An 11,901-nucleotide genomic window follows, 5' to 3' on the forward strand; every position below is an offset into this window, starting at 1 on the left:
TGTTTAAGTTAAAAATAGGCTCTTTAAGACGTTGGTCTTAAGGGGAAAGTTAAACGGGAGATATGCGCTTTAGCCTCTATTCCCAGCGGTGTTAGAGACCTCTTCTCTCCCGCACATATTGGAGATTCCACATGAGTGGTAAACATCCTTTAGTTCAAGCTGTTGAAAATGCACAGTTAAAATCAGACATCCCTGCTTTTGCACCGGGCGATACAGTTATCGTTCAAGTTAAAGTAAAAGAGGGTGACCGTGAGCGTCTTCAAGCATTTGAAGGTGTTGTAATCGCGAAGAAAAACCGTGGTTTAAACTCTGCTTTCACAGTTCGTAAAATCTCTAGCGGTGTTGGTGTTGAGCGTGTTTTCCAAACTCACTCTCCAATCGTTGCTAAGATCGAAGTGAAACGTCGTGGTGACGTTCGTCGTGCTAAACTTTACTACCTACGCGAGTTGTCTGGTAAAGCTGCACGTATTCGTGAAAAGTTACCAGCTCGTAAACAAGGTTAATTTTAACTTTGTTGTAAAGCAGAAAAATGCGCCCTCGGCGCATTTTTTTATGTCTGCGTGTGCTTAAAAGCCATTCCTTTTTTAAATCTTCGACCTAGTTTTGCTAAAATAGGTCTTTATGCTTTGATTTTTCTTTTATGAAAAAAAGTTCTTATCGTCATTTGAGCGGTGTTTTCCTATTAAATAAACCTTTGGGTTTAAGTTCTAATTCTGCATTACAAAAAGTGCGCCGTCTGTTCAATGCTCAAAAAGCAGGACATACTGGAGCGCTCGATCCATTAGCGACTGGTCTACTACCGATTTGCTTAGGTGAAGCGACTAAGTTTTCACATTATTTATTGGATTCAAGCAAACGTTATCAAACTACGGTCAAATTAGGGCAAACCACAGCAACCGGTGATGTTGAAGGTGAAATTCTGCAACAACGAGAAGTGCCCGCATTGACGCAAGAACGAATTGAACAAATACTTGAACAATTCCGTGGTGATATTCAGCAAGTACCGCCGATGTATTCAGCGTTAAAACGCGAAGGTCGTCCACTCTATGAATTGGCACGTAAGGGCATTGAAATTGAGCGTGAAGCACGTCCAGTGACCATTTATAACTTGAGCTTGCTTGGCTTTACTGAAGATAGTCTGACATTGGATGTGACCTGTTCAAAAGGCACTTATATCCGTGTATTAGGTGAAGATATTGGCGAGGCTTTGGGCTGTGGTGGGCATTTAACTAAATTGCATCGTACCCAAACAGGACATTTTGAGATTAATCCAAGTTATACCATTGAATATCTCGAAAGCCTGACTCAAGAACAACGTGATGCATTATTACTTCCTGTCTATGCACCTGTTGAGCATTTTCCTCGTGTGCAATTGCCAGAAGGACGGGAAAAGTACTTTGGTAACGGTCAGGAAAGTAATATTGAGCATGAAGCCGCAGCAGAAGTCTTGGTTTTTGATGGTGAACGTTGCCTAGGTTTGGCTGAAATCACCGATAAAAAACGTCTGGTACCAAAACGCTTGTTAAATCTATAAGGGTATAGTCAATGGAATGGGAACTGATTCTGACACTAGTGTTCTTTGCGTTTTGTGCGGGAACCATTGACGCCGCTGTCGGTGGTGGTGGTTTGATTCAGATTCCAGCCTTGATGGGGGCATTACCACAAACAGCCCCTGCGACCCTATTTGGGACCAATAAATTAGCCTCGATTTGTGGTACAGGTTCGGCTGCATTTTCATTTGTGCGTCGGGTCAAATTGCAATGGCCATTACTCGGTGTGATTGCATTATTTGCCTTTATTAGCTCTTTTATTGGGGCGGCCTGTGTGTCATTGGTGCCGACGCATATCTTAAGACCGATTGTCTTGATTATGCTGATTGTGATTGCGATTTATACCTTCGCTAAAAAGCAGTTTGGGCAAGTCCATGTCGATCAAAAAATCACGCCAAAGTTACTGCTACTGGCTGCGATGGGTAGCTTAGCGATTGGTTTTTATGATGGTATTTTTGGCCCAGGTACCGGCAGTTTCTTTATTTTCTTTTTTATTCGCTTTTTGCAAGTCGATTTTTTACATGCTTCGGCATTGTCAAAGATTGGCAATTTCATGACCAATTTGGCAGCACTCAGTTTCTTTATTCCAACTGGTCATGTGCTATTTGCATTAGGCTTGATGATGGCCGTTGCCAATATTGCGGGTTCATTATTGGGTGTGCGTTTGGCTTTAAAATATGGCAGTGGCTTTATCCGTATTTTATTCTTGATCCTGGTGAGTATTTTGATCTGTCGTTTGGGCTATCAAATTATTACGGGATAGAGGCTTAGATCTCACTAAGCTTTTCCACCGCGTAAGGTAACGCCAATCGAAGCCACCATAATACAGGCCAAAGCCACCCATTGAATTAAGCTAATGCGCTCATGGAGCAGCACCAAACCTGCTAATGCCGCTAATGCCGGTGCAAGGCTGGAAAGTGTGCCATAGCTGAGCTTGGTCAGACGTTTGAGTGCCATTAAATCCAGAGCATAAGGAATCGCAGTTGCCATTAGGGCAATCACCAGTGCTTTGCCCCAATATTGAGTGTCTAGCAGTACAGGCGCATTATTCCATAGCCCGAAGGGCAGGAGGGTCAGTGCGGATAAACCAATAGCAATAGTTAGCGCATGCATGCCAATATTTTGCTGTACTACACGATGTCCATAATAAATATACAAGGCCCAGAAGAATCCTGCGCCCAGCGCACATGCCGCACCGATATAGGAAAAATGCTGTGCTTGAGCATCGTGCCACGGTACCATCAAAGCAATGCCTAAAATCGCAAAGGCCACCCAAATATAATCACTGCGCTGTTTAATCGAGAGCAGGGCCAAACCCAATGGGCCAATAAACTCTAAACCTACTGCAATGCCTTGAGGTAACTTGCCTAAAGAGGTATAGAACAGAATATTCATACAACCCAAGGCTGCGCTATAACAGAGTAAGTCGCGCCATTTCAGCTCTTTCAATTTGGCAATGATTTTCCATGAGCGGAACATGATTGCGACTAGAATAGTGGCAAAACAGAGCCTTAAAATCGTCACGGTCAAAGGATCAAGTGTGGCAATCAATTGCTTGGCAAAGGATGCACTGATCTGATAGGACAGCATGGACAATACCATGTACAGCACAGCAACCAATTGGAGATTTTTCATCTAAGATCTCCACGATAAGCGAGAGCACTTTTCTGATTTTGAGAGAACATCTTTTATTTGGCCTCTTTTTGCTGTCGCGCTTGTTGCGTGGTAAAGGTACAGCCAATTGAGGCAATAATAATCGTGCCCAATGCGAGCCATTGATTCCAAAGCAACATTTCACCGAGGAAGATAAAACCTGAGAGGGCAGCCACCGCAGGTTCCAAACTCATCAAGGTCCCGAAACTGAGCGGAGTTAAACTGCGTAGCGCAATCATTTCTAGGGTAAAAGGTAGAGCACTGGCTAAAATCGCAAGCCCGATAAAATAATATAAATTAGGCAGTTCAAAGACTCGATCAATCGCCCCTGAAAAGAGGGCGAAAGGCAGTAGGCAGAGCATACCAATTGACATGCCTAAGCAAACAGTATGATTGCCAGAAATGCCCGAAGGCTTTTGCCCTGCAATAATATACAACGCCCAACATGCACCCGCACTGACCGCAAAAAATACACCGACCATGTCGAGACCTTGTTGTGCCTGTTGCAAAGGAAACAGCAAGATTAAGCCTAAAATGGCACAGCCGACCCAAATAAAGTCGTATTTTTGTCGAGCATGATACAGTGCCACACTTAAGGGACCAATAAATTCAAAGGCAACGGCAAGGCCTAGCGGTAAGCGTTCTAGTGATAAATAGAACAGCGCATTCATCCCTGCAAGCGCAACCCCATAGGTCACAATGGCTTTCCAGCGTACCACTTTGAAGTTGATGGTCCAGATTTTAAAAATCACCGCCAGAATGATGGCACCAAAAAATAGGCGCATGGCGGAGACGGTCAATACAGGAAAGCTTTGAAACAGAATTTTGGCCAAAGAACCACTACCTTGTACACACAACATGGCAATCATTAACAGCAATAAAGCATGCAGTGGTGTTTTCAGTACAGGGCTAGACATCTTATTTTTTTAACATTCAGTATAATATTCACATAATAATTCAAATGCCCATAAAAAAGCCACAGCATCAACTGTGGCTTTTTCGACATTATTCTAAATATTGCTTAGAACAATACGCGAACGCGGATCGTACCTTCAACATGGTTCAAGGTATCAAGCGCTTCTTGAGATGCAGATGCGTCAACATCCATCACCAAGTAACCGATATCACCTTTGGTCATTAATGACTGACCAGAAATGTTGATGCCTTGTTCAGCGAACAATGTGTTGATCTTCGATAACACACCCGGCACGTTTTTGTGGATGTGAAGCAAACGGTGTTGACCATCAGAAAGTGGTAATGCGATTTCTGGGAAGTTCACCGCAGAAAGGGTCATCCCTTTGTCTGAGTAAGCAACGAATTTTTCAGCTACTTCTAAACCGATGTTTGCTTGCGCTTCCATGGTCGAACCACCCACGTGTGGGGTTAAAATCACGTTGTCTAAACCGCGAAGTGGAGATAGGAACTCTTCACCATTGGCTTTTGGTTCTTTCGGGAATACGTCAACCGCAGCACCCGCGATGTGACCTGATTTGATTGCATCTGCTAAATCTTCGATCACCACACAGGTACCACGTGCTGCGTTCAAGAAGATTGAGCCTTTTTTCATTTTCGCGAATTGTTCTTTTTTGAAGAAGTTACGCGTAGACGGAACATCTGGAACGTGTAGCGTTACCACATCTGCCGTTTCTAAAAGTTCATCTAAAGAGCCCACTTGACGTGCATTACCCAATGGTAATTTAGTCACAGCATCAAAATAGATGACTTTCATACCTAAGCTTTCTGCTAATACAGAAAGTTGTGAACCAATCGAGCCGTAACCGACGATACCTAGAGTCTTACCACGAGTTTCAAATGAACCCACCGCAGCTTTATTCCAACCGCCCGCATGTGTATCTTTCGATTTTTCAGGTACACGACGAAGCAACAAAATGGTTTCAGCAAGAACCAATTCTGCAACCGAACGTGTATTTGAATACGGTGCGTTGAATACAGGGATACCACGAGACATCGCCGCTTTTAAATCGACTTGGTTGGTACCAATACAGAAGCAACCGACTGCGATCAGTTTGTTCGCAGCTGCAAAGATTTCTTCAGTCAATTGTGTACGGGAACGAATACCGATGAAGTGCGCGTCTTTAACCGCTTCTTTCAAAGCGTCGCCTTCAAGCGCAGTTTTGTGGTAGTCGATGTTGGTATAACCCGCTGCATTTAAGGTATCGATGGCATTTTGATGCACACCTTCTAACAGAAGGAAACGGATTTTGTCTTTAGGTAGTGATAGATGTTGGCTCATTACGGCTCCGCTACAAAGGCCAAAATTTAGTTGCAGTACTATAGCATAGAGCTTTGAGATATAAATATTTGGTTTAAAATTCCCACAGCAGAATTATTGATAATTTTTCAGTTGAAGCTGAATTTTATTGGTTATACACATTTTGTTATTACAGTATCTTTATCCTAAGCTTTATCCCGTGCCTGCTTCTATGTAAAATGCAGAGATCTGATAGTCAAATCTGAAAACATCAGGTTTGCGCTGTTCTGCCGAGTTTCTATATGTTGAATACTGCATTTTAAGATATTGAAAAATATTATGTTGTTATTCAAATGCTCTATCTTTACTTCTTGCTAGGCCTGTAAACGATGAATGCTTCAGTCGCTTTAACACCTGAGTTATTGACCCAATTAACGGCAATTGTGGGTGAAAACCGAATTAAAACCGATGCCGACAGTTTGGAAAATTGGGGACGAGATCACACTAAACATTTTGATCCGAACCCATCAGTCATCGTTTTCCCTTCAAGCACTGAACAAGTTCAGGCCATTGTCAAACTTGCCAATCAATTTAATGTCGCAATTACCCCATCAGGTGGCCGTACTGGCCTTTCAGCAGGTGCAGTGGCTGCCAATGGTGAGATCGTAATTAGCTTTGACAAGATGAACCAGATTCTTGAGTTCTTCCCCGCAGATCGTATGGTCCGTGTTCAAGCAGGTGTGGTGACTGAGCAATTACAGAATTATGCCGAACAACAGGGCATGTATTATCCAGTGGATTTTGCTTCAGCAGGTTCAAGCCAGATTGGCGGTAACATCGGCACCAATGCGGGTGGTATTAAAGTGATCAAGTATGGCATGACTCGTAATTGGGTGCTTGGTCTGACGGTGGTGACGGGCAAAGGTGACGTACTGCGTTTAAACAAAGGCATGATTAAGAATGCGACGGGTTATTCGTTACAGCATTTGTTTATTGGTGGTGAAGGGACATTGGGTCTCGTGACCGAAGCTGAAATTAAACTTGAGCGTCAGCCACAGAACCTACAAGTTTTGGTTCTAGGGGTGCCTGATTTTGATGCGGTAATGCCTGTACTGCATGCGTTCCAGAAAGATATCGACTTAACTGCATTTGAGTTCTTTGGTGAGCTTGCGATGCAAAAAGTACTTGATCGTGGTCATGTACAACGCCCATTCGAAACGCAATGCCCATTCTATGTATTGCTTGAGTTTGAAGCACCGTATGAGCCGATTGTCGACAAGGCAATGCAGATTTTTGAGCATTGTATGGAACAAGGTTGGGTGCTTGATGGTGTGATGAGCCAGAGCCTTGATCAAGTGGAAAGCTTATGGCGTTTACGCGAAGATATTTCTGAATCAATCGCGCCGTTTATTCCATATAAAAACGACATTTCAGTATTAATTACCCATGTACCTGCATTTATCCGTGAGATTGATGCCATTGTTCAAGATAATTATCCTGACTTTGAAATCTGCTGGTTTGGTCATATTGGTGACGGTAACTTGCACTTAAATATTTTAAAACCTGCAAACCTGACCAAAGATGAGTTCTTTGCCAAGTGTCAGGTGGTGAATAAATACGTATTTGAGACCGTGAAAAAATATGATGGTTCGATCTCTGCCGAGCATGGTGTCGGTATGACTAAGAAGCCATATTTGGAATATTCACGTTCGCCTGAAGAAATTGAATATATGAAAGCATTGAAATTGGCGTTTGACCCGAATGGGATTATGAACCCAGGCAAATTATTTGATCTTTAATGCTTGATGAGATAAAAGAAGTTCTGTTAAAAGCGTATCGAAAGATACGCTTTTTTATTTTCCGTAAATAAAAAATTAATGTTGTACGTTTCTTCTTATAATACAAAATGTAAATATATAAACTTCATTTTCATTATTTGTTGACATTAAATGCCAATTATAAGTGTTATATATGATTTTTATTGAATAAATAAAAAGAAATAATGTATTTAGTATTCATTATTCAATTAAATAAGAATGAGGATATATAAGTGAATCCTAAAAAACATTTTTCTGAAGATGAAGTATCCAATTTATCTATAGAGGAAATTCATGAGCGTATTGCTGCTGAACAAGAGTTTATGAATAAACAGAAGCATAAAAAGTTCTTTGCTGCGACACATGGCTCTAAAACAAAAAATGGTGGATTAATTAGAGCGACGATGAACCAAAAAATTAAAGTACAAGGTCATCTTATTGCTGTTGTTGGTGATGAAGCCATTTATAAGGATGGAACAACTTCTAAAATTATTTCGGGTGCTGGCGAAGCAGGGTCAATTGAAGGATATGACATTGCACTTGTTGGTAGCCGTTTAGAAAATGGTGATGAAATCATTGAAAGCCTACAATCAGTATTTGAGTATCGTTTGTATGCTGATCAAGAAATCCCTCAAGGTTTTCTCAGTCATGACTAAATTTCTTAGGAGACAATCATGGCTGTAGGCTTTGCAATTCATAACTCGATGACAAATCATGGTGGTATCATTCCTGCAACCCAAATGAGAACCTCTCAAATGGGTAACTTATTTTTGGTAGCTGGGGATGGCCATTTTTGCCCTAAATGTAAATGTTGGTCAAAGATTATTAAAAGTCATGATCATATTATTCTTGATGGAAAAGCTGTTGCTTATGTCGGTGATCAGCTTACTTGTGGTGCTAAAATTTTACCGAAACAATCTCATGTTGTGGGGGAAAGTCAGGGGACTAACTGTTCTTCAATATCATCGTCACCTCTAACACCTTTGCAAGATTTTCTTGTAGGAACCCCATCTAAAGAAATCCATAAGATTCAGTTTAAAATTGTAGATGAGGAAACAGAGGAAGGAATCTCTGAAATGCTATATGAGATCTATAGTAAAGATACTGGTAGTTTGCTCGTAAAAGGATATACAAATAAACAGGGAATGACGGCTCTTTATGAAAGTGAATACTCTCCAGAATCAGTTCAGTTAATCACTGTAGATCTATCAAAACCATTAGACGAGCTATAAGGGATATATATGGGAAGTAGTAATCGAGTTAGTAGCAATGAAGGTCGATTAATTTTTCATTCAAACTATGATAAGACACCTATAAATTCCGAACCATCAAGTCGAATAAACCTAAAAGAAGATACCAATTTATGTAGAGCAGATGATGGATATTTGACTGTATGTAGTGGTTGGGAAAATTTAATAAAGGTAAGAAAAATAGTGCCTTATACTTTTTGTATTCCGCAGCATCTTTGGGATCATATCAAGAATAGACAGCCTTTCGAGTATGATATGGCTTTACGTTTTGGTCTAGAGTTTGATCTAAAGGAAATAGAAAAAAGTAATCCTGGATTAATTTACACAGAATACTTTCACACATTGATGTATTTACGTTTTTCTACGTATCTATATAAAATTTCTAGAGATAAAGCACTTATTGCTGCGACAGAACTTTTAAAAGATAGTTTTGATATCCGAGTCACAGCACACTATAAGAATCTAGAAGATATTATAAAGCTAACCCCAGCAGGATATGGTATTTTTGATAAAGCTAGATATACAGCTTTAGCTGCAGCAAATAGAGATAACAGAGGAACATTTATGATTGGGCATCGGCTCTATCAAATGGTTTTTAATAAAAAATGGAATAGACAAGCCTATGAACTGTGCCGAACAGAATATGGTTATCAAGTTCCAAAATCTGAAGAATATGAAAACTTTTAAGTTCAACAACTGGAATAATTAATGAAACGTTTATGCATATCTTTTTTAATTTTTGCTCTTTTCGGATGTAGCCATGCAAATAATACAAACAAAGAAGACAGTGAAAAGCTTATTGGTGAAATTCTAAAAGCAAGATCAATAGCTATTAGTGATGATATTAATAAATCTAGAAGATTATATATTTCAGCTTATGAAAATGCTGATAAAAAATCAGTGATTAATAATGAACTACTCATTTATGCTGTAAATAAAACTGACTCTTTGTTTGGCAGTTATGAGATGAATAATGAAAATTTTGAAAACGAAGTTAAAAACAATAAGGATATTGATATTGGAGGAATCGATGGGCTTTGTATTTTTAATAAGTTTTTTAAAAAATATTCTAATACAACCGATATGAAAAAATTTCCACAAAGTCTCCAAGAAGATATGAATAAAGCTTTATCATTGCAGTCTATTTATCTTGAAAAACTCAGCGGAAGTAAGGATTATTTAGATCAATTAAAATGTTTAACATTAAAGTAAACATGCAACCAATGAAGGGAAATGTTTATTTCAGAGCTAGCAAAAAATAGTTTTACTGCTCGTATGGCAATTGCTAAAAAGAGTTTTGGTAAAGTTATAGATATAGCACTATCCAATGCCAGTAAACCAGTATTGGCAGCCAATGCTTTGGCTACCTTTACTAACAATGGACCATATGGAATCAACGAATACATGTATCAAAATGTCTTTGGTCGCCCATATGATAGAGCAACAGTATCTCAATATATTCAGAGTTACCTATACACACCACCTAAAAACCGCTTCTCACTATGAAAATTACTTTACTACCAATATTGGTACTTTCCTGTATCTTTTTAACTTCATGTAAGGCATCGACAGATAAAGAAGATATTGATAATTATGTGAAAGTAGATTTAAAAAATTATGCAACAGACAATTATAGATTGCTTATTGAAGCCAATAAAAACGTAAACACTGAGCCAGCATTGAAAAACTCCTTGTTTAACAATGCATATGTTAAGTTAGGAACAGCTCGAAGTCTTTTAAACGAACAGTACCCTGATTGGATTGATGGTTTGGAGAAAAATGGTTATGACTATGGAGATCTTAACACTGTGTGTTGGATGACAGTATTCATGGAAAACTATGTAAACAATATTGAAGGGAAATACAAAAAAGACCTTAAAGATGAAACCTTAAATGATGTTCATAATCTTTATAATGAAAGACAAAAAATTATCAAACTGCGTGATAGTAAAGATAGGACTGCTAAGAATTTTGTAGAGGTTTGCGAGTGATTTTTAAATCACTTATTTACACCCTCAGATACTGATACAGGTTCAAGTAATATGTTAGCTGCTAAAAAAATTATACTCATATGTCTTTTATTACTTTCTAGTGGTTGTAGTAATAAAACACCTCCAAAAGAACAACTTGCATTGCAAATACCATTACCTCCTATTTTAATTGGTTTTGATAGTGTTGTTTATGCAAAAGCATTACAACAACAACCATCTGACTTAACAAAAAGTATTTATGATTCCTCAATATCCAAAGCAATGTTTTTTGAAAGGTTTTTACGTGATTCTGGTAAAAATGATGACTTCGAAAAAGATATGGAGATCACTCAAATTAATTCCCTATGTGTAATGGGAAAATTCTTACTTTCAGATAAATATAAAGATGCATTGAACTTAAAAGGGGATGTTTATACAGAATTCTATGGTTGGCTTAGTAAAAAACAACAAAAATGGGAAAGTTTATTATCCCATCAAGATAAAAGAATATTTGATGTTCCTTGCTCAACTTTAAAGTAAATTCTCTATTTCCCCCAATTTTTCTTAACTTTGGGGCTACTCTATTTCTAATTGGCTATCTTTCATTTGGACGAATTTTCCAATATTTAGAACTTTCTAGTATGTTCTGCTGTATCCGAGAAACTATCAGAGAGACTCCTATTGATATTTGTAAAACTCTGAATACAACACGGGTAGTAACGTAAGCAAATCACTAACTGCCAAAGTAACAGCAGGCCATACTATTTTTTGGAAAGCAGCATGAAGTTTAAAGTATTCAGTTTAATATTTATGTTTTTTTCATACATAGCTATAGGGCATACAAAAACAAATAATGAGTTAATTAGCAATCATATTATACCAAGTCACAATCTTCAGCTAAGTGGTTCATATCCATCAATAAGAGGAAAACAATTTAAAGAGATTAATAATTCTATTTCTAAATTTATTGCAACCAATTTTGATAGAGAAGATGAGCAGTACCCTACAGAAATTAGTTTTGAAAAGCTATTTCAGAATGAGAAAATATTAAGTTTTTCAATTAATTATAATATCAGCAACTCAACAGAAAGATACTTTAATAAATATTACACACTGAGTCTCTCCAATAAAAAGGAGCTAAGTCTTTCAGAATATCTTAAAGATAAAAAAATTTCTAAGTATGATGTATTGAAGAGTATAAATAGTTTTATTTCACCTTGCCTGTCCGTAAAAAAATCTCTACCTGATTACTGTGCTGATATGACACTGCAAAGCCTGGTTGAGAATAAAGAAAGGGTTACTTATTCAGATATATCTAGTTTTTTTATTAAGAATAATAGTGACATAGGAGTAGGTATCGACTCCAATAAATTTACTACTACTTTTATCTATAATATAAAAAGTAAAAAGATTGTTTTAAATTAGCCATTTATATTCTACAGCTCATAA

The 11,901-nt window shown here is 38.3% G+C and carries 14 protein-coding genes and 1 pseudogene; 12 read left to right on the forward strand and 3 right to left on the reverse strand.

The features are described 5' to 3' along the window. Window positions 1-131 precede the first annotated feature (131 nt). The 3 genes from rplS to V6E90_RS09990 all read left to right on the forward strand — a co-directional run bounded on the left by rplS (window position 132) and on the right by V6E90_RS09990 (window position 2,313). A complete protein-coding gene (gene rplS, locus V6E90_RS09980; RefSeq protein WP_004657502.1) occupies window positions 132-503 on the forward strand; it encodes a 50S ribosomal protein L19 in 372 nt (123 codons plus the stop codon). A gap of 137 nt (window positions 504-640) precedes the next feature. Continuing rightward, window positions 641-1,534 (forward strand): tRNA pseudouridine(55) synthase TruB, encoded by an 894-nt coding sequence (truB, locus tag V6E90_RS09985; protein ID WP_023271219.1) that lies wholly within the window; start codon window positions 641-643, stop codon window positions 1,532-1,534. Between the two features lie 11 nt (window positions 1,535-1,545). After that, on the forward strand, window positions 1,546-2,313 hold the full coding sequence (locus V6E90_RS09990; RefSeq protein ID WP_065343235.1) for a sulfite exporter TauE/SafE family protein: 768 nt from the start codon (window positions 1,546-1,548) through the stop codon (window positions 2,311-2,313). A 14-nt stretch (window positions 2,314-2,327) separates the two neighbouring features. On the opposite strand, the gene V6E90_RS09995 is transcribed toward V6E90_RS09990, so the two are convergent. The 3 genes from V6E90_RS09995 to serA all read right to left on the reverse strand — a co-directional run bounded on the left by V6E90_RS09995 (window position 2,328) and on the right by serA (window position 5,457). Then, window positions 2,328-3,185 carry an EamA family transporter gene (locus V6E90_RS09995; RefSeq protein WP_016542759.1) on the reverse strand — a complete coding sequence of 286 codons (858 nt, stop codon included), beginning with the start codon at window positions 3,183-3,185 and terminating at the stop codon, window positions 2,328-2,330. A gap of 53 nt (window positions 3,186-3,238) precedes the next feature. Next, window positions 3,239-4,120, reverse strand: a complete 882-nt coding sequence (locus V6E90_RS10000) for an EamA family transporter (RefSeq protein WP_332605244.1) — start codon at window positions 4,118-4,120, stop codon at window positions 3,239-3,241. Window positions 4,121-4,224: 104 nt separating this feature from the next. Then, window positions 4,225-5,457 (reverse strand): phosphoglycerate dehydrogenase, encoded by a 1,233-nt coding sequence (serA, locus tag V6E90_RS10005; RefSeq protein WP_005185444.1) that lies wholly within the window; start codon window positions 5,455-5,457, stop codon window positions 4,225-4,227. A gap of 347 nt (window positions 5,458-5,804) precedes the next feature. Here serA and V6E90_RS10010 point away from each other — a divergent pair, with 347 nt between their 5' ends. The 9 genes and pseudogenes from V6E90_RS10010 to V6E90_RS10050 all read left to right on the forward strand — a co-directional run bounded on the left by V6E90_RS10010 (window position 5,805) and on the right by V6E90_RS10050 (window position 11,877). Beyond that, window positions 5,805-7,214: an FAD-binding oxidoreductase gene (locus V6E90_RS10010; protein ID WP_332605245.1), complete on the forward strand. Its 1,410-nt coding sequence runs from the start codon at window positions 5,805-5,807 to the stop codon at window positions 7,212-7,214. Window positions 7,215-7,465: 251 nt separating this feature from the next. Next, complete coding sequence (locus V6E90_RS10015; RefSeq protein ID WP_016542762.1) at window positions 7,466-7,888, forward strand: PAAR domain-containing protein; 423 nt, start codon at window positions 7,466-7,468, stop codon at window positions 7,886-7,888. An 18-nt stretch (window positions 7,889-7,906) separates the two neighbouring features. Further along, the gene (locus V6E90_RS10020) at window positions 7,907-8,464 is read left to right on the forward strand and encodes a PAAR domain-containing protein (protein WP_016542763.1); all 558 of its coding nucleotides are present in this window, start codon (window positions 7,907-7,909) and stop codon (window positions 8,462-8,464) included. Window positions 8,465-8,473: 9 nt separating this feature from the next. Continuing rightward, window positions 8,474-9,169, forward strand: a complete 696-nt coding sequence (locus V6E90_RS10025; protein WP_332605246.1) for a hypothetical protein — start codon at window positions 8,474-8,476, stop codon at window positions 9,167-9,169. 21 nt (window positions 9,170-9,190) lie between these two features. Next, a complete protein-coding gene (locus V6E90_RS10030; protein WP_332605247.1) occupies window positions 9,191-9,694 on the forward strand; it encodes a hypothetical protein in 504 nt (167 codons plus the stop codon). Further along, window positions 9,693-9,988, forward strand: a pseudogene (locus tag V6E90_RS10035) (hypothetical protein); the annotation flags it as partial. The gene V6E90_RS10030 and the pseudogene V6E90_RS10035, both read left to right, overlap by 2 nt. Continuing rightward, window positions 9,985-10,473, forward strand: coding sequence for a hypothetical protein (locus V6E90_RS10040; protein ID WP_016660124.1), 489 nt, complete (start codon window positions 9,985-9,987; stop codon window positions 10,471-10,473). The pseudogene V6E90_RS10035 and the gene V6E90_RS10040, both read left to right, overlap by 4 nt. Window positions 10,474-10,524: 51 nt before the next feature. Beyond that, entirely contained in the window at window positions 10,525-10,992 is a 468-nt protein-coding gene (locus V6E90_RS10045; RefSeq protein WP_332605248.1) for a hypothetical protein, read from the forward strand. 240 nt (window positions 10,993-11,232) lie between these two features. Then, window positions 11,233-11,877 carry a hypothetical protein gene (locus tag V6E90_RS10050; protein WP_023271226.1) on the forward strand — a complete coding sequence of 215 codons (645 nt, stop codon included), beginning with the start codon at window positions 11,233-11,235 and terminating at the stop codon, window positions 11,875-11,877. Window positions 11,878-11,901 lie beyond the last annotated feature (24 nt).

Origin of the sequence: Acinetobacter sp. ESBL14 (assembly GCF_036668815.1) — a bacterium.
Taxonomy (GTDB): Bacteria; Pseudomonadota; Gammaproteobacteria; order Pseudomonadales; family Moraxellaceae; genus Acinetobacter; species Acinetobacter gyllenbergii.